This window comes from Bradyrhizobium sp. USDA 223 (assembly GCF_044909005.1).
GTDB classification, from domain to species: domain Bacteria; phylum Pseudomonadota; class Alphaproteobacteria; order Rhizobiales; family Xanthobacteraceae; genus Bradyrhizobium; species Bradyrhizobium yuanmingense.
Map to the genome: position 1 here is coordinate 5,928,670 of NZ_JBIYDR010000001.1, position 25,324 is coordinate 5,953,993.

Below are 25,324 nucleotides of genomic sequence, written 5' to 3' on the forward strand. Positions count from 1 at the left end.
CCGAGGTTTGGCGAGAGCATGCCCGCTCTCTGCGCCGCTCGCCTAATAATCCACCTTCATCAAATACAGGCCCTCGGGCGGGGCGACGATGCCGCAGGCGGCGCGGTTGCGGGCTTTGAGCGCGGCGGAGAGATCGTCGGCGGTCCAGCGGCCCTCGCCGACCCAGACCAGGGATCCCACCATCGAGCGCACCTGGCTGTGCAGGAACGAGCGTGCCGAGGTGATGACGTTGATCTCGCGACCATCGCGGATCACGTCGAGCTGGTCGAGCGTCTTCTCCGGCGACTTGGCCTGGCACTCGGTGTCGCGGAACGTGGTGAAATCGTGCTTGCCGAGCAGGCGCTGCGCCGCCGCATGCATCGCCTCAGTGTCGAGCTTGCGCGGCACGCGCCAGGCGTGGCCGACATCGAGCGCGAGATTGGCGCGGGTGTTGACGATGCGATAGCGGTAGTGGCGCTTAACCGCCGAGAAGCGCGCCTCGAAATCGTCGGGCACGATCTCGGCCTCGAGCACCGCGATCGGATGCGGGCGCAGATGCGCGTTGAGCCCGTCGCGAAAACGGCCCGGCGGAAACTGCTTGTCGACGTCGACATGCGCGACCTGGCCGCGCGCATGCACGCCGGCATCGGTGCGGCCGGCACCGTGCACGCGCAGATCCGCCCCGGTCATCGCCTTCACGGCCGCCTCGAGCGCGCCCTGCACCGACGGCAGCGTGTCCTGCACCTGCCAGCCGAAAAACGGCGCGCCGTCATATTCGATGGTGAGCTTGTAGCGGGGCATCGTGTCCAGTTTCGTCGTCATTGCCCGCGAAGGCGGGCAATCCAGCACTCCGCAGCTTATCCGATTGACCGAGAAGCCTCGGCGTACTGGATACCCCGCCTTCGCGGGGTATGACAGTGTCAGGTGAATTTGGATCCCGCCTTTAACGGCACGCCGCGCAGGAAGTCCGCGGCCTGCATGCGGGCCTTGCCCTCGCGCTGCAGCTCGATGATGCGGATGGCGCCGTCGCCGCAGGCGACGGTAAGCTGATCGTCGAGCACCTCGCCAGGCGCGCCGGAGCCTTGCGCCAATTCGCAACGCAGGATTTTGACGCGCGCATCGTCAAGCTCGCTCCAGGCGCCGGGGAAGGGCGAGAGGCCATGGACGTGGCGCAGCACCGCGCGCGCGGACCTGGTCCAGTCGATCCGCGCCTCGGCCTTCTCGATCTTGGCGGCATAGGTGACCCCGTCCTCGCTCTGCGCCTTGAGCTGGAGCCCGCCGCGTTCGAGCGCGGCCATCGCGCGCACCATCAGGTCGGCCCCCAACCGGGACAGGCGATCGTGCAGGTCGAGCGCGGTCATGTTGTCGGTGATCGCGATGCGCTCGGCCATGGCGACGTCGCCGGTATCTAAGCCGACATCCATCTTCATCACCATCACGCCGCTCTCGGCATCATCAGCCATGATGGCGCGGTTGATCGGCGCGGCGCCGCGCCAGCGCGGCAACAGCGAGGCATGCAGATTGTAGCAGCCGAGTTTTGGCGCATCGAGGATCGCCTTCGGCAGGATCATGCCGTAGGCGACGACGACGGCCGCATCCGCATCAAACGCGCGGAACTCCGCCAGCGCCTGCTCGGTCTTCAACGTCTTCGGCGTCAGCACGGGGATACCCAGCTTTCGCGCGGCTTCCTCGACCGGCGTCGGCTGCAATTGCAGGCCGCGCCGTCCACCCGGCTTCGGCGCGCGGGTGTAGACCGCCGCGATCTCGTGGCCATGAGCGATCAGCTCGAGCAGCGTTGGCACAGAGAAATCGGGCGTGCCCATGAAGATGAGGCGGAGGGGCATGTAGCTGCGTTCGGTGAGAGTTCTGGTTCTCCGTCATGCCCGGGCGTGTCCCGGGCATCCACGGTCTTGGCGACAAAGCAAGCAAGGCGTGGATGGCCGGGTCAAGCCCGGCCATGACGAGGAGAGAGAGCCGAGCCCAGCCTACTCCGCCGCGCGCTTGGCGGCTTTCTCGAACTTCTTCATGACGCGGTCGCGCTTGAGCTTCGACAGATAGTCGACGAACAGGACACCGTTGAGATGGTCGATCTCGTGCTGGATGCAGGTGGCGTAGAGGCCCTCGGCATCCTCCTCATGCACCTTGCCGTCGAGATCGGTGAAGCGCACGCGCACCTTCGCGGGCCGTTCGACCTCCTCGTAATATTCGGGGATCGAGAGGCAGCCTTCCTCGTAGACCGACAATTCCTCGGACGAGGCGATAATCTCAGGATTGATGAAGACGCGCGGCGCGTGCTTGGTCTCGCCGTTCCCGTCGCGCTTGGCGAGGTCCATGGTGATCAGGCGCAGCGGCTGCGCGACCTGGATCGCCGCGAGCCCAATGCCGGGCGCGTCGTACATGGTCTCGAACATGTCGTCGGCAAGCTTGCGGATCTCCGCCGTGACCTTCTCGATCGGCTTGGAGACCAGGCGCAGCTGCTTGTCGGGCAGGATGATGATTTCTCTGAGGGCCATGGCCGCGATTTAAGCCGCGCGCCGGATGCGGTCAATGCGGCCCGGAACCCGTTAACCCCTCGCTAACCATAAAACTTCACCTTTCATTAACCATGAAAATTAAGGGCCGGTTAACCCAGAATGTTCCCTCTTCGTTCGCGAGAGTGCAGCGAATCGGCTACAAGGCGGCATGAACGAGATCATTGTCATGCTGGGCGACTGGCCGGTGCGCATCGTCGATGCGCTGATCGGCTTCGGTGCGCTCGTCCTCATCCTGCTGGTTGTGATTGCGGTCGTGATCGCGCGCTCGGGGCGGCGTGGCGCGGAACTCGCCATGGCGAACGCGATCCGGGCCGACGAGCTCGAGGAGCGCCTCGCCCAGGTGCTGCGCGCCCAGAGCGAGGCCTCGGGGCGGGTTGACGCCATGACCCAGGCGCTCGCGGGACGCCAGGCCGAGATGGCGCGGGCGGTCAACGAGCGGCTTGATTCGGTGACGCATCGGGTCGGCCAGTCCATGGAACATTCGACCCGCAACACCATGGAGAGCCTGCGCGCGCTGCATGAACGGCTCGGCATCATCGACAACGCGCACAAGAACCTCACCGACCTCACCACGCAGGTGACCACTCTGCGCGACGTGCTCGCCAACAAGCAGTCGCGCGGCGCCTTCGGCCAGGCGCGCATGGAGGCGATCGTCCAGGACGGTCTGCCCAAGGGCTCCTACGAGTTCCAGTTCACGCTCTCGACCGGAAAACGGCCGGACTGCGTCGTGTTCCTGCCCGACCAGCGCCCGCTCTGCATCGACGCGAAGTTTCCGCTGGAGGCGATGACGGCGCTGCACGATGCCCGCACCGACGAGGAGCGACGCGTCGCCACGCAGCGGCTGCGCAGCGACGTGATGAAGCATGTCAGCGACATCGCCGAAAAATATCTCGTCGCCGGCGAGACCCAGGAAATGGCGCTGATGTTCGTGCCGTCGGAATCGGTCTACGCCGAGATCCACGACGGCTTCGACGACGTGATCCAGAAAGCCTATCGCGCCCGCGTCGTGCTGGTGTCTCCCTCGCTGTTGATGCTCGCGATCCAAGTGATGCAGCAGATCATGAAGGACGCGCGCATGCGCGATGCCGCCGACCAGATCCGCACGGAGGTGATCAAGCTCGGCGACGATTTGGGGCGACTGCGCGACCGCGTGCTCAAGCTGCAAAAGCATTTTGCCGACGTGAACGAGGACGTCCGCCAGGTGCTGATCTCCGCCGACAAGATCGAGAAGCGCGCAGGGCGAATCGAGGAGCTCGATTTCAGCAAGAGCGATGCGCCGGAGGCACCGCGCCTGGTGGCGACGGGAGCGGCAGAGCTGTTTCCGCGCAAGCTCCAGGCGGGGGAGTGAGATTGGGGCACACTGTCATGCCCCGCGAAGGCGGGGCATCCCGTACGCCGCGGCGGTTGTGATCGAACCGAGACGCTGGTGGTTACTGGATCGTCCGCCCCCCTGCGCAATTGCGCGCGGACGATAAGGGCGGTGAGATGGTCACATGGGTGCACGCCTTTACTACGTCTACATTCTCGCCAGCCGAATTGGCGGCACGCTCTATATCGGCGTGACGAACGATCTCGTCCGCCGAGTGGCGCAGCACAAGTTGAAGGTCATCGAAAGCTTCACCGAAAAGTATGATGTCGTTCGGCTGGTCTACTTCGAGCAATTCGATGATCCCGAGAACGCGATCAGGCGGGAGAAGCGGCTGAAGAAGTGGAACAGGGCCTGGAAGGTCCGCTTGATCGAGCAGCATAACCCAAACTGGGATGATCTCTATCCTGGCATAGCCGGACCACCGTAAGGCGGTCATACCCCGCGAAGGCGGGGTATCTAGTACGCCGCAGCAGTTGTGATTGAACCGAGACGCCGCGGAATACTGGATCGTCCGCCTTCGCGGACGATGACACCGAGAGGGTGGAGAGAGCATCCGCCCCACTGAGCTCGCAAGAGTCATTTCCCCCAGAATCTGCTAACACCCCCTCCATGACCGCACCCGACGCGACCTCCCCCGCCGCGACTTCCGCCGCCTCGCCCTCCTGGCGCGACAGCCTTGCCGTTTACCTGCAGCCGCGGGTGCTGATCGTGCTGTTTCTCGGCTTCTCCTCGGGGCTGCCGCTGGCGCTGTCGGGATCGACGCTGCTGGTGTGGATGGCCGAAGCCGGGGTCGATCTTGGAACGATCGGGCTGTTTGCACTGGTTGGAACACCATACACGCTCAAATTCCTGTGGGCGCCGCTGGTGGATGCGCTGCATGTGCCGTTGTTCACGCAGTCCTTTGGACGTCGCCGCGGGTGGCTGGTGTTTTCGCAACTGCTGCTGATCGGCGCGATTCTGCTGTTGGCGCTGACCGATCCGGCACGTTCGCCGCTACTGGTTGCGCTTGGCGCGCTGCTGGTCGCGACGATGTCCTCGACGCAGGACATTGTGGTCGATGCTTTCCGCGTCGAGAGCCTGCCCGAAAGCGAGCAGGCCGCCGGCATGGCCGCCTATGTCGCCGCGTATCGCATCGGCATGTTGGTATCGACCGCAGGCGCCCTGTTCATCGTCACCGGCTTCGAGGCGATCGTTCCTCGTGGCGCCGCCTGGATGTGGGGCTATGTAGTGATGGCGGCTCTGGTGCTGATCGGCACGGTGACTGCGCTCGCCGCCACCGAGCCCGCACAATCCGCGCGCGCAGAGGCCGCCACGCAGGACGAGGGCGCGCTCACGCGGGTGTTCCATGCGGCGCTGGGCGCGTTCTCGGAATTCCTGCGACGCAAGGAAGCATGGGTCGTGCTCGCCTTTGTCGTGCTGTTCAAATTCACCGACGCGTTTTCCGGCAACATGACCGTGCCGTTCGTCATCGATATCGGCTTCACGCGGAACGACTATGCCGTGATCGTCAAGGGCGTCGGCATCGTCGCGACCCTCGCCGGCGGCTTTGCCGGCGGCTTTGTGGCCCGGCGCTATTCGCTCGCGACCAGCCTGTGGATCGGCGGCATCGTGCAGGCGATGTCCAATTTGTCGTTCTCGTGGCTGGCGCTGGTCGGCGTCAACGAATGGGCGCTGACCCTCGCGATCACCTCCGACAATTTCTGCAACGCCATCGGCACCGTGATCTTCGTCGCCTATCTCTCGGCGCTGTGCCAGAACCCGCTGCACACGGCGACCCAATATGCACTGCTGACGGCGCTCGCCGCAGTAGGACGGACCTATTTGTCGTCGGGCGCAGGCTATCTGGCGAAAGCGACGGGCTGGCCGATGTTCTTCGCGATCTCCGTCCTCGTCGCCATCCCGAGCCTGATGCTGCTGGCGTATTTGCAGAGGCGCGGGCATTTCGAGGCGCTGGGGCCGGTGCGGGTGTAGGACTCACCTCTCTCTTTCGTCATTGCGAGCGAAGCGAAGCAATCCAGACTGTCACCGCTGAGGCAGTCTGGATTGCTTCGTCGCAAGGGCTCCTCGCAATGACGACCGAGGGAGTGGAGCTCCCTACTGCTTCTTGATCAGGCTCCACTTCGTGATCACGGCCTCGCTCATTTGGCCGGGATCGCTGGCGCAGGCGACCTCGTCCACCTTCACGGAGATCTCCTTGCCGACGAAGGATTTCAGCTGCGCGGCCTGCGCCTCGCTGGAGGTGACGAGCTGGAACGTCTCGGGGCCGGTTTCGAGATTGCACAGCCCGTTCGGCGGCGGCAGGCGGCGCGGCTCGGACGTGATCTGGTAGGTCGCGACGCGCTTGCCGTTCTTGGCGTCGCGCACCTTCATCGCGTTCAGCTCGCCGGAGAGCACGTCGCCAGTGTTGATCGGCTTGCCGGGCTTGGACGGCGGCGGCGCCTCGTCACGCTGCTGCGCGGAGATGGCCGGGGTCACCAGCATCAGCATCGTCGCGACCAAAGCGAAGCGTGTGGCGAAAAGTTTCGTCATGTCGTCCGTTCCGTGAAGTCTGGATGGCTAGAACAGGGTGCGCTGCCGCATCGCAGCCGATAGCGTACCTTCATCGAGATAATCAAGCTCGCCGCCGACGGGAACCCCATGGGCGAGCCGCGTCACCTTCACATTGGCGTCCTGAAGCAGGTCGGTGATGTAATGCGCCGTGGTCTGGCCGTCCACCGTCGCATTCAGCGCCAGGATGATCTCGTGCACCTGCGAATCATGAGCGCGCGCCACCAGCGCGTCGATGGTGAGGTCCTGCGGGCCGACGCCGTCGAGCGGCGACAATGTCGCGCCGAGCACATGATAGCGCCCCTGGGTCGCATTGGCCCGCTCCAGCGCCCAGAGGTCGGCGACGTCGGCGACGACGACGATGATCGCCGGATCGCGCTTCGGATCGGTGCAGACGGTGCAAGGATTTTGCGTGTCGATGTTGCCGCAGGTCTTGCAGACCTGGACCTTGTCCAGCGCCACCTGCAAGGCGCTCGACAACGGCATCATCAGTGCTTCACGCTTCTTGATCAGATGCAGCGCCGCGCGCCGCGCCGAGCGCGGACCGAGGCCCGGCAGCCGCGCGAGCAGCTGGACCAGCCGCTCAATCTCGGGACCTGCAACAGCGCCCATTTTATTGGCCGAACAGCCCCGGCGGCAGGCCGAGCCCGCCGGTGAGGGCCTGCATCTTCTCCTGCATGGCGGTCTCGGCCTTGCGGCGCGCATCAGCGAGGGCGGTGACGAGCAGGTCTTCCAGCACCTCGCGCTCTTCGGCCTTCATCAGCGAAGGATCGATCTTGATGCCCTTGACGTCCATCTTCGCGGTCATGCGCACGGCGACGAGACCGCCGCCGGAAATGCCTTCGACCTCGACGTTGGCGAGCTGGTCCTGCATCTCCTGCATCTTGGATTGCAGCTGCGCCGCCTGTTTCATCATGCCGAGAAAATCAGCCATGGGTGCGTGTCCTTGGAAAGAATGGTTCAGAGATCGTCGCCGTCGGAACCGTCGGGCGGATCGTCGCTGCCATAGTCGGCGTTAATATCGGTTTCCGGGGTCTCGGGAGCAAGCCTGCGGACCTCGACGACCTTGGCGCCGGGGAAACGCGACAGCACCTCCTGCACGCGCGGATCGGCTTCCGCGGTACGGGCATGCTCCTGCTTGGCCGCCTGGTTCACCGAACGCAAAGTCGGCTGGCCCTGCTCGTTGGAGACGATCACGGTCCAGCGGCGGCCGGTCCACAGCTCGAACTTCTTCGCAAGTTCCGAGATCATGGTCTTGGAAGCGTTGGGCTCGAGCGCGACTTCCAGCCGCCCCTCCTCGAAACGGACGAGGCGCATGTCGCCTTCGAGCGCGCTCTTGGTCATGATGTCGCGCTTCTGCCCTGCGAGCGCAACCAGCTGGGTGAAGCTCGCGATGCGCAGCTGGGGCGCCGCCCCTTGCGTATCCGGCGCGGGCGCCGCCATCTGCGGCCGGGCGCCACCGCCAAACGCTGGAGCCGAGGCTGTCGGCATGCGCACGGGCGCAGCCGACATCGGCGCTGCGGAGGCAACCGGCGCGCCGGGCGCGCCGCTGCGCGCGCTACTTCCGCCGTTCACGACCGGCGAGCCGCCGCCGTTCTGCTCCAGCATCCTGATCGCTTCGTCGGGCGTCGGCAGGTCGGCGACATAGGCGATGCGCACCAGAACCATTTCCGCCGCGGCCGCGGGGCGCGTTGCGGCCTGCACCTCGGCGATGCCCTTGAGCAGCATCTGCCACATCCGCGACAGCACGCGCATCGAGATCTTGGAGGCGAACTCCTTGGCACGCACGCGCTCGGTCTCGCCATAGGCGACGTTGTCGGCGGTCGCCGGGATAACCTTCACACGGGTGACGAAATTGACGAACTCGGCGAGGTCCGAGAGCACGACGATGGGATCGGCGCCGACATCGTACTGGTCGCGGAACTCCTTGAAGGCAGCCGCGATGTCGCCGCGCGCCAGCGACTCGAACAGGTCGATGACCCGGGTGCGGTCGGCAAGGCCCAGCATCTGCCTGACGGCATCGGCCTTCACCTGCCCCGCCGCATGCGCGATCGCCTGATCGAGCAGCGACAGCGAATCGCGCACCGAGCCCTCCGCGGCGCGCGCGATGATGCCGAGCGCCTCCGGCTCGATCTCGACGTTTTCCTTGGCCGCGATGCTGGCGAGGTGCTTCATCAGCACGTCGGCCTCGACGCGGCGCAGGTCGAAGCGCTGGCAGCGCGACAGCACGGTGACCGGAACCTTGCGGATCTCGGTCGTCGCGAACACGAACTTGGCGTGCTCCGGCGGCTCCTCCAGCGTCTTCAGGAAGGCGTTGAACGCCGCCGTCGACAGCATGTGGACTTCGTCGATGATGTAGACCTTGTAGCGGGCGCTGGCGGGGGCATAGCGCACGCTATCATTGATCTGGCGGACATCGTCGACGCCGGTATGCGAGGCCGCGTCCATCTCCAGCACGTCCATGTGCCGGCTTTCCATGATCGCCTGGCAATGCACGCCCAATGTCGGCATGTGGATGGTCGGCCCTTTCACCGATCCATCCCGCATCTCGTAGTTGAGGGCACGGGCGAGAATGCGCGCGGTGGTGGTCTTGCCGACCCCGCGGACGCCGGTGAGAATCCAGGCCTGCGGAATGCGCCCGGTCTCGAACGCATTGGAGACGGTGCGGACCACGGCCTCCTGGCCGATCAGGTCGTCGAACGAGGATGGGCGGTATTTGCGCGCCAGCACCCGGTAGGGCGCATTGCCGGCCTGGCCGGCGCTATCGGGGTTCGGAGGGGCGCCAGCGTCGGTCATCGGTCGATCCGCAATGAAATGTCTCTTGGCCGGCTTTTGCGGAAAGGAGCGCGCTGGCGGCTGGTGCCGCCGGCGCTGGTTCGCTCGGAAAAACAGGTAGGAGACTGACGAGCGACCCGATCCGGACCTCGTTAGGGCTGCTTCCTTCCGGACCTGACCCGGTTGGCGAGTGGCTCGTCCACCGCCAATCTCCCGGTCCCTATTTGGGGCCAAAGGGAGCGGAAAGCAAGCGGGGTCTGGGGCTGTTCCGACGGCGCTTGGGGACTTCCAGCGCCGAATTCGCCCTCATTCGGCCTGCCCCACCGGGTGCGGCGCATAAGGACCACGGCGCATACGGATGTTGTCTGGGGGCGTGGTCTCTGCGACGGTAAGAATCAATCAAGAGAAGCCTTCATGCCCGAACCCGCCTGGTCGCTGCACTCCCGCCTGAAAGAGGACACTATCGATATCGGCGACCTGCCGCTGTCGAAGGTGCTGGTCATTAAGGACGCGCATTATCCCTGGCTGCTGCTGGTGCCGCGACGCGCCGATACGGTCGAGATCATCGATCTCGACGAGGTGCAGCAGGCGCAGCTGATGACGGAGATCTCCCGCGTCTCGCGCGCGCTGAAGGAGATCACCAAATGCGACAAGCTCAACATCGCCGCGCTCGGCAATCTCGTGCCGCAGCTGCACGTCCACATCATCGCGCGCCGCACCAGTGACGCGGCCTGGCCGCGGCCGGTGTGGGGCGTGATGCCGCCGCTGGCGCATGACGCCGCGGAGGTTCAGAATTTCATCAGCGCGCTTCGCCGCAAGATCTGGTTGGGTTGAAAGAACAATAATGTCAGCATTCAACGCGTTTCCGCTGGGGCAGCCGGCCTTCGTCACCAACGTCCTCGACCGCGCCGCGCATCTGCGCCGCGACGACGAAAAGCTGTTCGCCCTGGAGCAGAAGCCGTCCTCGCGCGCCTATGTGGTCTATCGCGACTCGCTGCTGGTGAAGCGCGAGGGCGACAAGGTACGCGCGCTGCTCGGAATCGACGAAGCGCTGAAATGCGGCGCCAATCCCGGCACGGTGTTCCTCGGGCTTCGCGACGGTGCGGCCGTGTTCGGCATGGGCCTGTCGCAGGCCGCCGCCGAGAAGCTGGTCGGCCGCGAGGATTATACCGTGACCGAGCTGCGCGGCATGGCGATGCAGGGCGCGATCCCGCCCGAGGAGCTCTCGGCCGTCGCGATGGCAAAGTCGATGGTGGGCTGGCATCAGCGCCACGGCTATTGCGCCAATTGCGGCGCACGCACCAGCATGAAGGAAGGCGGCTGGAAGCGCGACTGCCCGGCCTGCAAGGCCGAGCATTTTCCGCGCACCGATCCGGTCGTGATCATGCTGGTGGCGTCCGGCGACAAGTGCCTGCTCGGCCGGCAGAAGCAGTTTCCGGCAGGGATGTATTCGTGCCTCGCCGGCTTCGTCGAGGCGGCCGAGACCATCGAGGACGCGGTGCGCCGAGAAATCTTTGAAGAGTCCGGGATCCGCTGCACCGACGTGCAATATTACATGACCCAGCCCTGGCCCTATCCGTCGTCGCTGATGATCGGCTGCAGCGCGCGGGCCGTGAGCGAGGACATCGTCGTCGATCACGCCGAGCTCGAGGATGCGCGCTGGTTCACGCGCGAGGAGGCCGCCAAGATGTTGACGCGGACGCATCCGGACGGGCTCGCCGGTCCGCACCCCTTCGCCATCGCCCATCATCTGCTCGGCCGCTGGGTGCACGACAAGAGCAGCTGAGCCGAACGACGATGGCCGGCACCGCGCCGCGCATCCTCTGCATCGGCATGCCGGTGCGCGACCTCATCCTGCGCGTCGAGGCCCTGCCCGAACGCGGCAGCAAGGCGAACGCCAGCCATCTCGCCGAGGTTTGCGGTGGCAATGCGCTCAACGCTGCCATCGCGATGGCGCGACTCGGCGGCCGAGTCGCGTTCGCAGGTCCCATGGGCGATGCGCGGGAGAGGTCGAGCGATTTCATTCTGGCGCAGATGGCGCAGGAGGGCGTCGACACCACGCACATCGTGCGCATGCCGGGTCTGACCACGCCGGTCTCGGCGATCATGATCGAGCCCTCCGGCGAGCGGACGCTCACCATCTATCGCGATCCCGCGCTGTGGACCGTGAGGCTACCCGAGGCCGACGCCTTGCTGACCGATTGTCAGGCGGTGCTCGTCGAAAGCCGCTGCGCGGCGTTCGCGACCTCGCTTTGCGCCGAGGCACGCCGGCGCGGCATTCCCGTTATCGTCGGCGTCGACCGCGCGATGGCGCTGCAGGACGGCCTGCTCACGGCCGCCTCGCATCTGCTGTTCGCCAGCGCCCAGCTGCAGGAGACGGCCGGCATCGCTGACGACAGCGCGGCCTTGAAGCGCCTGGCGGAGCTGACGCCCGCCTTCCTCGCGGCCACAAGGGGCCCGCACGGCGCGATTTGGCTGAACCAGGCGGGCGCGCTGGAGGAAACACCTGCCTTTCCGGTCGAAGCGGTCGATACGCTCGGCGCCGGCGACGTCTTCCATGGCGCGTTCGCGCTCGGCCTCGCCGAGGGCAAGGGGTTGCGGGAAGCGATGCGATTCGCCACGGCCGCCGCAGCGCTGAAATGCACCCGCCATGGCGGCGGCTTGGCCGCCCCGCAACGCGTTGAAGTTGAAAGGTTTTTGCGCGATCGTCCGTAGAGCGATTCCATGGAAGCGCCGAGATTATGGGCTTGCTGTGGAAAGATTTTCTCTATATCTGGGAAATCTGCCCCTGAAATGAAACAAAGTTCTTCAAATGACTGATGTCGCCGTCCAAATTCCCGAGACCAGCCGCCGCCTCGACGCCATCGACCGCAAGATCCTGATGGTCCTCCAGGAAGACGCCTCCCTTTCCGTCGCCGAGATCGGAGACCGGGTTGGCCTGTCCTCGACCCCCTGCTGGAAGCGCATCCAGCGCCTGGAGGCCGACGGCGTGATCATCAAGCGCGTCGCCCTCGTCGACCAGAACAAAATCGGGCTCGGCATCTCCGTGTTCGTGTCGGTCGAGAGCTCCGACCATTCGGATGCCTGGCTGAAGCGATTCGCGGAGGCCGTCAGTGCCATGCCCGAGGTGATGGAGTTCTATCGCATGGCCGGCGACGTCGACTACATGCTGCGCGTCGTGGTCGCGGACATGCAGGCCTATGACGTGTTCTACAAGAAGCTGATCAGCGCCGTCCCGCTGAAGAACGTCACCTCGCGCTTCGCGATGGAGAAGATCAAGTCGGTGACGGCGCTGCCGATCCCGGCGGTGGTGGCGGCGTAGGTTCACCTCTCCCCGTTTGCGGGGAGAGGTCGGATTGCGAAGCAATCCGGGTGAGGGGGTACAGGTCTCGCGACATTCGAATCCGCGGAGAGAAGCCCCTCACCCCAACCCTCTCCCCGCAAGAACGGGGCGAGGGAGCGCACCGCCGTCGCAGCGGCAGTCACCAATCAGATCTTCTGATTGTACTCGCCGACTTCGGGATGCGTGCGCAGCACGCTGTTCACCATCTCGAACATGTCGTGCATGCGCTGCTCCGAGACCGGGCTCTCGACCACGACGACGAGCTCGGGCTTGTTGGAGGAGGCGCGCACCAGGCCCCAGCTGCCGTCCTCGACCGTGACGCGGACGCCGTTGACAGTGACGAGGTCGCGGATCGCCTGGCCGCCGATCTTCGCGCCCTTGGCCTGCAGGCCTTCGAAGTGCTTCACCACCTTGTCGATGACGCCGTATTTGGTCTCGTCGGCGCAATGCGGCGACATGGTCGGCGACGACCAGGTCTTCGGCAGCGCGTTCTTCAAATCGGCCATCGACTTGCCGGGCGCGCGGTCGAGCATGTCGCAGATCGCGAGCGCCGAGACCAGGCCGTCGTCATAGCCGCGGCCATAGGGCTTGTTGAAGAAGAAGTGGCCGGACTTTTCGAAGCCCGCGAGCGCGCCGGTCTCGTTGGTGCGGCGCTTCATGTAAGAATGACCGGTCTTCCAATAGGCAGTCTTCGCGCCCTGCTTCTGCAGCACGGGATCGGTGATGAACAGGCCGGTCGATTTCACGTCGACAATGAACTGCGCGTCCTTGTGGATCGCCGACATGTCGCGCGCCAGCATCACGCCGACCTTGTCGGCAAAGATCTCCTCGCCGGTGTTGTCGACCACGCCGCAGCGATCGCCGTCACCGTCGAAACCAAGGCCGACATCGGCCTTGTGCTGCAACACCGCGTCGCGGATCGCGTGCAGCATCTCCATGTCTTCCGGGTTCGGATTGTATTTCGGGAAGGTGTGGTCGAGCTCGGTGTCGAGCGGGATCACCTCGCAGCCGATCGCTTCCAGCACCTGCGGCGCGAACGCGCCGGCAGTACCGTTGCCGCAGGCCGCGACCACCTTGAGCTTGCGCTTAAGCTTCGGACGAGAAGTGAGGTCGGCGATGTAGCGCGCCGGATAATTCTCGTGGAACTGGTAGGAGCCGCCCGCCTTGTTCTTGAATTCCGCGTTCAGAACGATCTCCTTCAGACGCGTCATCTCGTCGGGGCCGAAGGTCAGCGGGCGGTTGGCGCCCATCTTCACGCCGGTCCAGCCATTGTCGTTGTGTGAGGCCGTGACCATCGCAACGGCGGGCACGTCGAGATCGAACTGCGCGAAATAGGCCATCGGCGTCACCGCAAGGCCGATGTCGTGCACCTTGCAGCCCGCCGCCATCAGGCCGGAGATCAGCGCGTATTTGATCGAGGCCGAGTAGCCGCGGAAATCGTGGCCGGTGACGATCTCCTGGCGGACGCCGAGCTCGGCGATCAGCGCGCCGAGCCCCATGCCGAGCGCCTGCACACCCATCAGGTTGATTTCCTTCTGGAACAACCAGCGCGCGTCGTATTCGCGAAAGCCGGTCGGCTTCACCATCGGCTCGGATTCGAAGGCGTAGGTGTTGGGCAACAATACGGATTTCGGCTTCGGGAACATTGATTCGGTCTCATGGAAAGGGGGCGGGATTTGCTGCAGGCTTAGCGAACGCCAAGCCGCAGCGAAAGGCGGGAATGAAGGCTTATGGCCGATAATTGCGGCAGTTTGGTAACGAAGAAACGTGCCGCGACGGCGGCCAGAGCAATGATATCTTCTTGAATTCGACGACCGCGCAATGGCGCGGGGTGCCTCTACTGCTCCAGCACCATCTGCCCGTTGGCGTATTCAAAACGCTTCAGGCGGGACAGAAAGGAGAGTCCGAGCAGGTTCTCCGACAGCGCCTCGTCGGGCAGCACCATGGCATCGACGTCGCGCACGATCAGGCCGCCGACATCGAGCATGGCGATGCGGGTTCGCGCGGCCTTGATGGTGCCGTTGGCGGTGGAGACGGTGGCGTTGTAGTCGCTGCGCGAGGGACGGAGACCAAAGCGGGCGGCCGAGGTCTCGTTCAGCGCAACGACGGAGGCGCCGGTATCGATCATGAAGCCGATGCGCTGGCCGTCGATGCGGCCCTCGGTCTGAAAATGACCGCGGGCGTCACGGGCAATGGCCAGGCTGCGGCCGCCGGCCGGCGCTGTGGCCGCGACTGCGACCGTCGTGCGCGGCACTGACGTGGCGGAAGCCGAGCTCATCTTGTCCGCCATCTGCGCCATGAAGGTGCCGAGGCCGATCATGACGGCCGCGATGATCATAATGTTACGCATCACACCACTTCCGAGCCGAAAGCTCGATTTCATCACGCGACGAGCCCGGCGGCGAGCGCAGGCACGCCGGGGCTCCTGTCATTTTGACGAAAAGGATGAGCGGAGGGTTAATGGGCGCCGTTGCAGCTACTCCAGGCCCTCATCCTGAGGAGCCGCGAAGCGGCGTCTCGAAGGATGGCCGCACGCGAGAGCGGGGCCTGCATGGTTCGAGACGCGCGTTCCGCGCTCCTCACCATGAGGGTCTACCACCTCACGTCCCGCGCGGCTTCGCCCGCCTTGTTGGCACGGCGCTCGCGGGATCGTCGGGCCAGGGGTGACGCGGGTAGCGGCCGCGCAGGTCGGAGCGGACGGCGGCGTAGCTGCCGCGCCAGAAGCCGGGCAGATCGCGCGTCACCTGCACCGGACGCTGGGCCGGCGACAGCAATTCCAGCACCAGCGGCACCTTGCCAGCGGCGATCGAGGGATGGGTGTTGAGGCCGAATAATTCCTGGAGCCGGACCGCGATGGTCGGCCCCTGCTCGGCCTCGTAGTCGATCGCGAGCACGCTCCCCGTAGGCGCCTCGAAATGGGTCGGCGCCTCGCGATCGAGCCGCGCGCGCATCTCCCAAGGCAGGAGCGCCATCAGGGCATCGGAGAGATCGCCCGCGGAGATGTCCTTGAGCGCGATCTTGTCGTAGAGCGCCGGCACCAGCCAGTCGTCGCGCCGCGCGATCAGACCGTCGTCCGACAGGTCGGGCCAGCTGTCGCCCTCGGCCTTGCGCAGGAACATCACGCGATCACGCCATTGCTTGGCGGCTTTCGACCAGGGCAGCCGGTCGAGGCCCGCGGCGATCAAGCCATCTGCGAAGATGCGCGCGGTCTCCTCCGAGGGCGATACTGAAAGCGTCGCCTCGGACAGCGTGATCGCGTGCAGCACGCGCTTGCGCCGTGCGCGCAGCGCCATCGCGCCGCGATCAAAGGAGATCTCGTCGGCGGTCTCGATATGCTCGGCGAAATGCCGCTCGATCTCGTCCTCGGTGATTTGCGCGGCGAGCAAGATGCGTCCGCTCGCCGCCGTCCCGGTCATCTCACCGATCGCGATGTAGGGCGCACGGGCGAGCGAGGAGGTCTGCTCGATGGAAGCGCCACGGCCGTTGGCCAGCACGAAACTGCCATTGCCGCGATTGCGCGCGACGCGGTCCGGGAACGCATAGGCGAGCATCAGGCCGGTCGAGAGATCCTCCTGCAGCGCCACCTTCTCCGAAGCCGCGACCTGCGAGGCCCAGCGGCGCGCGAGATCGCGCGCGCTTGCCGCGCGCGGCGAGCGGTCGCGGCGGAACTGGTCGCGGCGGTGCTCGAGATCGACGCTGTCGCCGCCAAGGCCGCGCTCGGTGATGATGGCCGCGATCTCGGCGGCGGCCTGGCCCTCGCCGGCGCGATGCGAATCCACGATCATGCGCGCCAGCCGCGGCGGCAGCGCCAGCGCGCGCAGGCTTTTTCCCTCGGCGGTGATGCGGCCGTCGCCGTCGAGCGCGTTGAGCTCGCTCAGCAGGCTCTTGGCTTCCTTCCAGGCCGGCTGCGGCGGCGGATCGAGGAACGATAGGGCCGCGGGATCGCTGACGCCCCATTGCGCCAGATCGAGCACCAGCGAGGACAGGTCGGCGCTGAGGATTTCCGGCTGGGTGTACGGCGCGAGCGAGGTGGTCTGCGGCTCGTCCCAGAGCCGGTAGCAGACGCCGGGCTCGGTGCGGCCGGCACGGCCGCGGCGCTGGTCCACCGCCGCGCGCGAGGCGCGCACGGTCTCGAGCCGGGTCAGGCCGATATCGGGCTCGTAGCGCGGCACGCGGGCAAGACCGCTATCGACGACGATGCGCACGCCCTCGATGGTGAGCGAGGTCTCCGCGATCGAGGTTGCCAGCACCACCTTGCGCGTGCCCTTGGGCGCCGGCGCGATGGCACGGTCCTGCACGGCGGCATCGAGCGCGCCGAACAGCGGCACGATCTCGACGGAGGCGTCCTGCACGCGCTCGGAGAGGAAATTCTGCGTGCGGCGGATCTCGGCGGCGCCTGGCAGGAAGGCCAGCACCGAGCCGCTATCGGCGCGCAGCGCAGATGCGATCGCATCCGCCATCTGCCGCTCGATCGGTGCATCCGCCTTGCGGCCGAGATAGCGTGTCTCGACCGGAAACGCACGGCCCTCGCTTTCGACGACGGGGGCATCGCCGAGCAGCCTTGCCACCCGCGCACCGTCGAGCGTCGCCGACATCACCAGGATGCGCAAATCCTCGCGCAAGCCGGTTTGCGCATCACGCGCCAGCGCAAGGCCCATGTCGGCGTCGAGCGAGCGTTCATGGAATTCGTCGAACAGGATCGCGGCAACGCCTGTTAGTTCGGGATCGTCGAGGATCTGGCGGGTGAAGATGCCCTCGGTCACCACCTCGATGCGCGTCGCGCGCGAGATCTTCGAGCCGAAGCGGACACGATAGCCGACAGTTTCGCCAGCGCGCTCGCCGAGCGATTTGGCCATGCGGTCGGCACTGGCGCGCGCGGCGATGCGGCGCGGCTCCAGCACGATGATCTTCTTGTCCTTGGCCCAGGGCGCATCGAGCAAGGCCAGCGGCACGCGCGTGGTCTTGCCGGCGCCGGGAGGGGCCACCAGCACTGCGGCGTTGCTGGCCTCCAGCGTACGCGACAAATCGTCGAGCACGGCATCGATCGGGAGGGGCGTGTCGAAGCTGCGGGGCAAAGTCTATCCGTTCGTCATGCCCGGCCCCGTGCCGGGCATTCACGTTCTTTCGTCTGGCAGTGAACAAGACGTGGATAGCCGGGACAAGCCCGGCCATGACGGCTTCGTTCAATGAGAATATGCAGCAATCAGCCCTGCACCGCCGGCCGCCCGACGCTCTCGTAGACGAAGCCGGCGGCTTCCATGTCTTCGGGGCGGTAGATGTTGCGGAGGTCGACGACGACCGGCTGCGCCATGGTCGCCTTCAACCGGTCGAGATCGAGCGCGCGGAACTGGACCCATTCGGTGACGATGACGAGCGCGTCGGCGCCTTGCGCGCAGGCATAGGCGTCCTCGCAATAGGTGATATCGGGCAATTCGCCCTTGGCCTGCTCCATGCCGACCGGATCAAACGCCTTCACCTTCGCGCCCATGTCGATCAGGCCTGTTACCAGCGGGATCGACGGCGCATCGCGCATGTCGTCGGTGTCGGGCTTGAAGGTGAGGCCGAGCACCGCGACGGTCTTGCCGCGCAGATTGCCGCCGAGCGCTTGGGCTACCTTGCGCGCCATCGCGCGCTTGCGGTTCTCGTTGACCGCCAGCACCGATTCGACGATGCGCAAGGAGACGTCGTAGTCCTGCGCGATCTTGATCAGGGCCTTGGTGTCCTTCGGGAAGCACGAGCCGCCGAAGCCGGGACCGGCATGCAGGAATTTCGTGCCGATGCGGTTGTCGAGGCCGATGCCGCGCGCGACCTCCTGCACGTTGGCGCCGGCCTTCTCGGACAGATCGGCGATCTCGTTGATGAAGGTGATCTTGGTCGCCAGGAACGCGTTGGCGGCGTATTTGATCATCTCGGCGGTGCGGCGCGCGGTGAACATCAGCGGCGCCTGGTTCAGCGACAGCGGGCGGTAGATGTCGCCCATCACCTTGCGGCCGCGCTCGTCGGAGGTGCCGACCACGATGCGGTCCGGGAATTTGAAATCGCGGATCGCCGCGCCCTCGCGCAGGAACTCTGGGTTCGAGGCGACAACCACGTCGGCCTTGGGATTGGCCTCGCGGATGATGCGCTCGACCTCATCGCCGGTGCCGACCGGCACGGTCGATTTCGTCACCACCACGGTGAAGCCCTGCAGCGACTGCGCGATCTCTTTTGCGGCGGCATAGACGTAAGACAGGTCGGCGTGTCCGTCGCCGCGGCGCGAGGGCGTGCCGACCGCGATGAACACGGCATCGGCATCGGCGACCGGCTGCTTCAGGTCAGTGGTGAAGTCGAGCCGCTTGGCTTTCACGTTGTTCGCGACCAGTTCGTCGAGCCCGGGCTCGTAGATCGGGATCTCGCCGCGATGGAGTGCCGCGATCTTCCTCTCGTCCTTGTCGACGCAGGTGACGTCGTGGCCGAAATCCGCAAAGCAGGCGCCGGACACCAATCCCACATAGCCCGTGCCGATCATCGCAATTCGCATGAAAAATCCTGTTCCAGCTTGGTTAACGGACGTCCAACTCAGCCCAATCCGGGGCGGTTTAGCATTTTCCCGAGGCCGTGGAACAGTCCGCATGCAAAAACCGGCCCGCGATTTGAACCGGTAAAGAAGTCGGAAACTACTGGGCTCCAAACTGCCCCAGGACCGCACAGGCACGGGCGGAACGCGCCTCGGAAAGGGACACCATGGCACGACCAGGCACAATCGCGGCGGCCAGCCCCTCCACGGCCGCTTCGACCGCGCGTATCGACTGGGTCGACTACGCCAAAGGCATCTGCATCGTCATGGTGGTGATGATGCATTCGGTGCTGGGGGTGGAGCTTGCCGCCGGGCAGACCGGGTTCATGCACGTGCTCGTAGCCTTCGCAAAGCCGTTCCGGATGCCGGATTTCTTTCTGATTTCGGGCTTGTTCCTGTCTCTGGTGATCGACCGAGACTGGCGAACCTATCTCGACCGCAAGGTGGTGCATTTCGCCTATTTTTATGTCGTCTGGGTGACAATCCAATTCGGCTTCAAGGCCCCGGCCTTTGCGGCCGAGACCAGCTGGCAGCATGTTGGCCTACTGTATCTCGAATCCTTCATCGAGCCGTTCGGCACGCTGTGGTTCATCTATCTGTTGCCGGTCTTCTTCGTCGTCACGAAACTGACACGCAAGGTCCCATCGCTCGCGGTCTGGCTCGTCGCCGCCGCGCTGGAGACCGCGCACATCACAACCGGCTGGACCGCCGTCGACGAGTTCTGCGCGCGCTTCGTCTATTTCTATTCGGGCTATTTGTTCGCGCCCTACGTGTTCGCCCTGTCGGACCGGGCGCGGAAGCATCCGGCGCTGGCGCTTGCAGCGCTCGCTGCCTGGGCGGTGATCAATGCCGGCCTCGTCGCAGCGGGCGCCAGCGAGTGGGCGATCGTCTCGCTCGCGCTCGGCTTCGCCGGCGCCTGCGCCATCATCGCGGCGGGCACGCTGCTCGCGCGGGCGCACTGGCTCAACTTCCTCCGCTTCTGCGGCGAGCATTCGATCGTGATCTACCTCGCCTTCTTCCTGCCGATGGCGGCGACGCGCACGCTGCTGCTGCGCACGGGCATCATCCCTGATATCGGCACGGTATCGCTGCTCGTCACCGTCGCCGGCGTGCTCGGTGCGCTGGCGATCTGGCAGGTCGCGCTCCGCCTCAATGCGCGCTTCCTGTTCGAGCGGCCGGAGGCATTTTGGATTGCCCCAAAGAAGACGGGAGCGGTGTTGCAGGCGGCGGAGTGACTGTCATGCCCCGCGAAGGCGGGGCATCCAGTATTCCAGAGACAGTCGTTGTCGATCGATGGGGCGCAGCGTACTGGATTCCCCGCTTTCGCGGGGAATGACAGTGGGGATAGCGGCGTCACCACGCCAAAAATCCGCCTCCGAAGGCTGTCAAAGCCCGCAAAAATTCATACATTGCGGCCATGCCCAAGACATCGCAGAAGACCACCGCCAAGGCTGAGACCAAGATTGCCGAGCCGAAGGCGGCCGCCGATAAGCCTGCTGCCAAGGCGGCACCCGCGACAGCTGCTGCCAAACCGGTCGCGGCGAAGGCGGCCGGCAAGGGCGACCACGTCTTCCTGGTCGACGGTTCCTCCTATATCTTCCGCGCCTATCACGCGCTGCCGCCGCTGAACCGCAAATCCGACGGGCTCCAGGTCAACGCCGTGCTCGGCTTCTGCAACATGCTGTGGAAACTGTTGCGCGAGATGCCCGAGGACAACCGGCCGACGCATCTGGCCATCATCTTCGACAAGTCGGAGATCACCTTCCGCAACAAGATCTATCCGGACTACAAGGCGCACCGGCCGCCCGCCCCCGACGATCTCATTCCGCAATTCGCGCTGATCCGCGAAGCCGTGCGCGCCTTCGACCTGCCCTGCCTGGAACAGATCGGCTTCGAGGCCGACGATCTCATCGCGACCTATGTGCGACAGGCCTGCGAGCGCGGCGCCAGCGCCACCATCGTGTCGTCCGATAAGGACCTGATGCAGCTCGTCACCGATTGCGTCACCATGTACGACACCATGAAGGACCGCCGCATCGGCATATCAGAGGTGATCGAGAAGTTCGGCGTGCCGCCGAACAAGGTGGTCGAGGTGCAGGCGCTCGCGGGCGATTCCACCGACAACGTGCCGGGCGTACCCGGGATCGGCATCAAGACTGCGGCGCAACTGATCACCGAATATGGCGATCTCGACCAATTGCTGTTCCGCGCCGGCGAGATCAAGCAGCCCAAGCGGCGCGAGGCGCTGCTCGAGAACGCGGAAAAGGCGCGCATCTCGCGGCAGCTCGTGCTGCTCGACGACAAGGTCGAGCTGGAGGTGCCGCTGGACGACCTCGCCGTCCACGAGCCCGACGCGCGCAAGCTGATCGCCTTCCTGAAGGCGATGGAGTTCACGACGCTGACGCGGCGCGTCGCCGAATATGCGCAGATCGATCCCGCCAATGTCGATGCCGATCCCGGCTATGCCAGCGGCGCCAGCGTGTTCACGACGCTGCCGCCCTCGGACGTGGTGCCCGCACCAGGCGCGGGAACCCCGGCGCCAGCCCGGCCGAACCAGCCCAACAGATCGGCGGGCAAGGACGACAAGGCTGCGAGCCCCAAGGGTGCGCCGATCTCGCTCGCCACCGCGCGCGAAGAGGCGCTGCGCAAGCTTCCGGTCGATCGCGGCAAATACCAGACCATCAAGACGCTGAAGGAGCTCGACGCCTTCATCGCGCGCATCCATGATACCGGTCATGTCGCGATCGAGACCAGAGCGAACTCGATCGATCCGATGCAGGCCGATCTGTGCGGCATCGCGCTGGCGCTGGCGCCGAACGAGGCCTGTTACGTGCCGCTGGCGCACAAGCAATCCGGCGGCGGCGCCGGCCTGTTCGATGCCGGCCTCGCGCCGGACCAGGTCAAGCATGACGACGCGCTGCAAGCGCTACGCCCGGTGCTGGAATCGGCAGGCATCCTCAAGATCGGCTTCGACGTCAAGTTCACCGCCGTGATGCTGGCGCAGCACGGCATCACCCTGCGCAACATCGACGATGCGCTGCTGATCTCCTACGTGCTTGATGCCGGCCGCGGCTCGCATGCGCTGGAATCGTTGTCGGAGCGTTGGTTCGGCCATGCCATGCTGAAGGAAAGCGAGCTGCTCGGCAGCGGCAAGGGCAAGATCACCTTCGACCAGGTGCCGATCGACAAGGCCGCACCGCTGTCAGCCGAAGGCGTCGACATTGCGTTGCGGGTCTGGCGCGTGCTGAAGCCGCGCCTCGTTTCCGAGCACATGAGTGCGGTCTACGAGACGCTGGAGCGGCCGCTGGTGTCGGTGCTCGCTCGCATGGAGCGGCGCGGCATCTCGATCGACCGCCAGGTGCTGTCGCGTTTGTCCGGCGACTTCGCCCAAACCGCGGCGCGCGTCGAAGCCGAGATCCAGGAGATCGCGGGCGAGCCGGTCAATGTCGGCAGCCCCAAGCAGATCGGCGACATCCTGTTCGGCAAGATGGGATTGCCTGGCGGCACCAAGACCAAGACCGGCGCGTGGTCGACCACCGCACAGGTGCTCGACGAGCTCGCCGAGCAGGGCCACGACTTCCCGAAGAAGATTCTGGAGTGGCGCCAGGTCTCCAAGCTGAAATCGACCTACACCGACGCGCTGCCGACCTACGTCAATCCGCAGACCCACCGCGTGCACACCACCTACGCGCTGGCTGCGACCACGACGGGACGCTTGTCGTCGAACGAGCCGAACCTGCAGAACATTCCGGTGCGCACCGAGGACGGCCGCAAGATCCGCCGCGCCTTCATCGCCACGCCCGGACACAAGCTGGTCTCTGCCGACTATTCGCAGATCGAGCTGCGGCTGCTGGCCGAGATCGCTGACATTCCCGTGCTGAAGCAGGCGTTCCGCGACGGGCTCGACATTCACGCCATGACCGCGTCGGAAATGTTCGGTGTGCCGATCAAGGGCATGCCGAGCGAGATCCGCCGCCGCGCGAAAGCGATCAATTTCGGCATCATCTACGGCATCTCCGCCTTCGGCCTCGCCAACCAGCTCGGCATCGCGCGCGAGGAAGCCTCCGCCTACATCAAGAAGTATTTCGAGCGCTTCCCGGGCATCCGCGCCTATATGGACGAGACGCGCGACTTCTGCCGCAACCACGGCTACGTCACCACGCTGTTCGGCCGCAAATGCCACTACCCCGACATCAAGGCCTCGAATGCCTCGGTGCGCGCCTTCAACGAGCGCGCCGCGATCAACGCGCGGCTTCAGGGCACCGCCGCCGACATCATCCGCCGCGCCATGACGCGGGTGGAGGATGCGCTCACCGAGAAGAAGCTCTCGGCGCAAATGCTGCTCCAGGTGCATGACGAGTTGATCTTCGAGGTGCCGGACGACGAGGTCGAGGCAACGCTCCCCGTCGTGCAGAAGGTGATGCAGGACGCGCCGTTCCCGGCCGTGCTGCTCTCGGTGCCGCTGCATGTCGACGCCCGCGCCGCGAACAATTGGGACGAGGCGCATTAGCGCTCTCTCTCCCTTCACCTCTCCCCGCTTGCGGGGAGAGGTCGGATCGCTCTTGCGATCCGGGTGAGGGGGTACAGGTCTATCGACGACCGCCCGTGTGAAGAAAGCCCCTCACTCCAGCCCTCTCAGGGCGAGCGAAGCTCGTCCCGGCCCCGTAAGAACGGGGCGAGGGAGCGCACTGAATTCGCGGCGCAAGCGCTCAATTGCCCTCCGAGCAATTGCACGATGGCCCCACGATCCCGCGCATATTAGAACCGTGCCGTCTCCCGCACCGGTTCAACCATGCCCCACACCTCCGCCTTGCTCGGCTTTGCCCTCGTCAGCCTCGGCCTCGTGCTCACGCCGGGACCGAACATGATCTATCTGATTTCGCGCTCGATCACGCAAGGCGGCGCGGCCGGCATCGTCTCGCTCGGCGGCGTGGCGCTTGGCTTCGTGTTCTACATGCTGTGCGCGGCGTTCGGCATCACGGCGCTGTTGCTCGCCATTCCTTTCGCCTATGACGCGCTGCGCTTTGCCGGCGCCGGCTATTTGCTGTGGCTTGCCTGGCAGGCGGTGAAGCCGGGTGGGCGTTCGCCGTTCCAGGTGAGGAAGCTCGCCATCGACAGCCCGCGCAAATTGTTCGCGATGGGCTTCGTCACCAACCTGCTCAACCCGAAGATCGCGATGCTGTATCTGGCGCTGCTGCCGCAGTTCATCGATCCCGCGGCCGGCAGCGTGCTGATACAGTCGCTGGTGCTGGGCGCGATCCAGATCGCGATCAGCGTCAGCGTCAACGCGATGATCGCACTCGCGGCCGGATCGATCGCCCTGTTCCTGGCGAACCGGCCGAGCTGGATGCTGGTGCAGCGCTGGCTGATGGGCACCGTGCTGGCCGGGCTCGCGGTGCGGATGGCGGTGGAAGCGAAGAGGGTGTGAGGATGGTTTTCACCTCTCCCCGCCTGCGGGGAGAGGTCGAATTCGATCGCAGATCGAATTCGGGTGAGGGGGTACAGGTCTCTCGACCATCTCGCATGGGGAGAGAGGCCCCTCACCCCAACCCTCTCCCCGTAAGAACGGGGAGAGGGAGAAGAGAGATCAATCCAGCTTCGCCTCCATCCCCCGCTTCACGGCCGGGCGTGCCATCAGGGCGTCGTACCAGCGCTTGACGTTGGGGAAGTCGGCCAGATCAACCTTGTGGCGAGGATGGCGCCAGGCCCAGCCCAGGATGGCAAAATCCGCAATCGAGAGCTCGCCGGCGACGAAGTCGCGCCCCTCGAGGCGGCGGTCGAGCACGCCGTAGAGCCGGCGCGTCTCGGCCATGAAGCGCTTCAGGCCGTAGGCCCGGTCCTGCTCGTTTTCGAGTGCGATGAAATGGTGCACCTGGCCGGGCATCGGGCCGAAGCCGCCCATCTGCCACATCAGCCATTCGTAGACCGGGATGCGCTGGATAAGCGATTTCGGCAGGAATTTGCCGGTCTTTTCGCCGAGATAGAGCAGGATCGCGCCGGATTCGAAGATGCTGACGGGCTTGCCGTCGGGCCCTTCGGGGTCGACGATCGCGGGGATCTTGTTGTTGGGCGAGAGCTTGAGGAACTCGGGCGCCATCTGCTCGCCCTTGGTGATGTTCACCGGGATCACCTTGTAGGGCAGCCCCATCTCCTCCAGCGCGACCGAAATCTTGCGGCCGTTCGGCGTGTTCCAGGTATAGAGCTCGATGGTCATTCCGTGT

General features: G+C 65.5%; 22 protein-coding genes and 1 other RNA gene. 10 read left to right on the plus strand and 13 right to left on the minus strand.

Annotated elements, in window-relative coordinates; all coding sequences use genetic code 11:
• Positions 1 to 42 precede the first annotated feature (42 nt).
• From truA to def, 3 genes are all read right to left on the minus strand, one after another.
• A complete protein-coding gene (truA, locus tag ABIA40_RS27660) occupies positions 43 to 780 on the minus strand; it encodes a tRNA pseudouridine(38-40) synthase TruA (RefSeq protein ID WP_198399719.1) in 738 nt (245 codons plus the stop codon).
• Positions 781 to 899: 119 nt separating this feature from the next.
• Complete coding sequence (fmt, locus tag ABIA40_RS27665; RefSeq protein WP_404544322.1) at positions 900 to 1,823, minus strand: methionyl-tRNA formyltransferase; 924 nt, start codon at positions 1,821 to 1,823, stop codon at positions 900 to 902.
• A gap of 141 nt (positions 1,824 to 1,964) precedes the next feature.
• On the minus strand, positions 1,965 to 2,492 hold the full coding sequence (gene def, locus ABIA40_RS27670; RefSeq protein ID WP_404544324.1) for a peptide deformylase: 528 nt from the start codon (positions 2,490 to 2,492) through the stop codon (positions 1,965 to 1,967).
• A 169-nt stretch (positions 2,493 to 2,661) separates the two neighbouring features.
• On the opposite strand from def, the gene ABIA40_RS27675 reads away from it, so the two are divergent.
• From ABIA40_RS27675 to ABIA40_RS27685, 3 genes are all read left to right on the plus strand, one after another.
• Entirely contained in the window at positions 2,662 to 3,861 is a 1,200-nt protein-coding gene (locus ABIA40_RS27675; RefSeq protein WP_157283370.1) for a DNA recombination protein RmuC, read from the plus strand.
• Positions 3,862 to 4,006: 145 nt separating this feature from the next.
• Positions 4,007 to 4,309, plus strand: coding sequence for a GIY-YIG nuclease family protein (locus ABIA40_RS27680; protein ID WP_271539478.1), 303 nt, complete (start codon positions 4,007 to 4,009; stop codon positions 4,307 to 4,309).
• 182 nt (positions 4,310 to 4,491) lie between these two features.
• Positions 4,492 to 5,853 carry an AmpG family muropeptide MFS transporter gene (locus ABIA40_RS27685; protein WP_275498334.1) on the plus strand — a complete coding sequence of 454 codons (1,362 nt, stop codon included), beginning with the start codon at positions 4,492 to 4,494 and terminating at the stop codon, positions 5,851 to 5,853.
• A 123-nt stretch (positions 5,854 to 5,976) separates the two neighbouring features.
• On the opposite strand, the gene ABIA40_RS27690 is transcribed toward ABIA40_RS27685, so the two are convergent.
• From ABIA40_RS27690 to ffs, 5 genes are all read right to left on the minus strand, one after another.
• Positions 5,977 to 6,411 (minus strand): hypothetical protein, encoded by a 435-nt coding sequence (locus ABIA40_RS27690; protein WP_157283373.1) that lies wholly within the window; start codon positions 6,409 to 6,411, stop codon positions 5,977 to 5,979.
• A 27-nt stretch (positions 6,412 to 6,438) separates the two neighbouring features.
• Positions 6,439 to 7,041 (minus strand): recombination mediator RecR, encoded by a 603-nt coding sequence (gene recR / locus ABIA40_RS27695; protein WP_036026497.1) that lies wholly within the window; start codon positions 7,039 to 7,041, stop codon positions 6,439 to 6,441.
• Position 7,042: 1 nt separating this feature from the next.
• Positions 7,043 to 7,363: a YbaB/EbfC family nucleoid-associated protein gene (locus ABIA40_RS27700; RefSeq protein WP_157283374.1), complete on the minus strand. Its 321-nt coding sequence runs from the start codon at positions 7,361 to 7,363 to the stop codon at positions 7,043 to 7,045.
• 26 nt (positions 7,364 to 7,389) lie between these two features.
• Positions 7,390 to 9,225: a DNA polymerase III subunit gamma/tau gene (locus ABIA40_RS27705; RefSeq protein ID WP_404544330.1), complete on the minus strand. Its 1,836-nt coding sequence runs from the start codon at positions 9,223 to 9,225 to the stop codon at positions 7,390 to 7,392.
• A gap of 96 nt (positions 9,226 to 9,321) precedes the next feature.
• Positions 9,322 to 9,418: signal recognition particle sRNA small type (gene ffs / locus ABIA40_RS27710), an RNA gene on the minus strand.
• A 200-nt stretch (positions 9,419 to 9,618) separates the two neighbouring features.
• Between ffs and ABIA40_RS27715 the strand changes: the two genes are divergently transcribed.
• The 4 genes from ABIA40_RS27715 to ABIA40_RS27730 all read left to right on the plus strand — a co-directional run bounded on the left by ABIA40_RS27715 (position 9,619) and on the right by ABIA40_RS27730 (position 12,526).
• Entirely contained in the window at positions 9,619 to 10,038 is a 420-nt protein-coding gene (locus tag ABIA40_RS27715) for an HIT domain-containing protein (protein WP_036041788.1), read from the plus strand.
• Between the two features lie 10 nt (positions 10,039 to 10,048).
• Complete coding sequence (gene nudC / locus ABIA40_RS27720; RefSeq protein WP_404544333.1) at positions 10,049 to 10,990, plus strand: NAD(+) diphosphatase; 942 nt, start codon at positions 10,049 to 10,051, stop codon at positions 10,988 to 10,990.
• A gap of 11 nt (positions 10,991 to 11,001) precedes the next feature.
• Positions 11,002 to 11,919 carry a sugar kinase gene (locus ABIA40_RS27725; RefSeq protein WP_404544335.1) on the plus strand — a complete coding sequence of 306 codons (918 nt, stop codon included), beginning with the start codon at positions 11,002 to 11,004 and terminating at the stop codon, positions 11,917 to 11,919.
• A gap of 97 nt (positions 11,920 to 12,016) precedes the next feature.
• Positions 12,017 to 12,526, plus strand: coding sequence for an Lrp/AsnC family transcriptional regulator (locus ABIA40_RS27730; RefSeq protein ID WP_025032510.1), 510 nt, complete (start codon positions 12,017 to 12,019; stop codon positions 12,524 to 12,526).
• Between the two features lie 167 nt (positions 12,527 to 12,693).
• Here the strand turns inward: ABIA40_RS27730 and ABIA40_RS27735 are convergent, their stop codons facing one another.
• The 4 genes from ABIA40_RS27735 to ABIA40_RS27750 all read right to left on the minus strand — a co-directional run bounded on the left by ABIA40_RS27735 (position 12,694) and on the right by ABIA40_RS27750 (position 19,067).
• Complete coding sequence (locus ABIA40_RS27735; RefSeq protein WP_225172594.1) at positions 12,694 to 14,193, minus strand: phosphomannomutase/phosphoglucomutase; 1,500 nt, start codon at positions 14,191 to 14,193, stop codon at positions 12,694 to 12,696.
• A gap of 191 nt (positions 14,194 to 14,384) precedes the next feature.
• Positions 14,385 to 14,897: a TIGR02281 family clan AA aspartic protease gene (locus tag ABIA40_RS27740; protein ID WP_271539494.1), complete on the minus strand. Its 513-nt coding sequence runs from the start codon at positions 14,895 to 14,897 to the stop codon at positions 14,385 to 14,387.
• A gap of 250 nt (positions 14,898 to 15,147) precedes the next feature.
• A complete protein-coding gene (gene hrpB / locus ABIA40_RS27745) occupies positions 15,148 to 17,622 on the minus strand; it encodes an ATP-dependent helicase HrpB (protein ID WP_404544339.1) in 2,475 nt (824 codons plus the stop codon).
• A 128-nt stretch (positions 17,623 to 17,750) separates the two neighbouring features.
• Positions 17,751 to 19,067: a UDP-glucose dehydrogenase family protein gene (locus tag ABIA40_RS27750; protein ID WP_404544341.1), complete on the minus strand. Its 1,317-nt coding sequence runs from the start codon at positions 19,065 to 19,067 to the stop codon at positions 17,751 to 17,753.
• A 203-nt stretch (positions 19,068 to 19,270) separates the two neighbouring features.
• On the opposite strand from ABIA40_RS27750, the gene ABIA40_RS27755 reads away from it, so the two are divergent.
• From ABIA40_RS27755 to ABIA40_RS27765, 3 genes are all read left to right on the plus strand, one after another.
• Positions 19,271 to 20,338 carry an acyltransferase family protein gene (locus ABIA40_RS27755; RefSeq protein WP_404544343.1) on the plus strand — a complete coding sequence of 356 codons (1,068 nt, stop codon included), beginning with the start codon at positions 19,271 to 19,273 and terminating at the stop codon, positions 20,336 to 20,338.
• A gap of 182 nt (positions 20,339 to 20,520) precedes the next feature.
• Positions 20,521 to 23,613: a DNA polymerase I gene (gene polA, locus ABIA40_RS27760; RefSeq protein ID WP_404544345.1), complete on the plus strand. Its 3,093-nt coding sequence runs from the start codon at positions 20,521 to 20,523 to the stop codon at positions 23,611 to 23,613.
• A gap of 282 nt (positions 23,614 to 23,895) precedes the next feature.
• Positions 23,896 to 24,531, plus strand: coding sequence for a LysE family translocator (locus ABIA40_RS27765; protein ID WP_404544347.1), 636 nt, complete (start codon positions 23,896 to 23,898; stop codon positions 24,529 to 24,531).
• Between the two features lie 159 nt (positions 24,532 to 24,690).
• Here the strand turns inward: ABIA40_RS27765 and ABIA40_RS27770 are convergent, their stop codons facing one another.
• Positions 24,691 to 25,317, minus strand: a complete 627-nt coding sequence (locus ABIA40_RS27770; RefSeq protein ID WP_404544349.1) for a glutathione S-transferase family protein — start codon at positions 25,315 to 25,317, stop codon at positions 24,691 to 24,693.
• Positions 25,318 to 25,324: the final 7 nt, after the last annotated feature.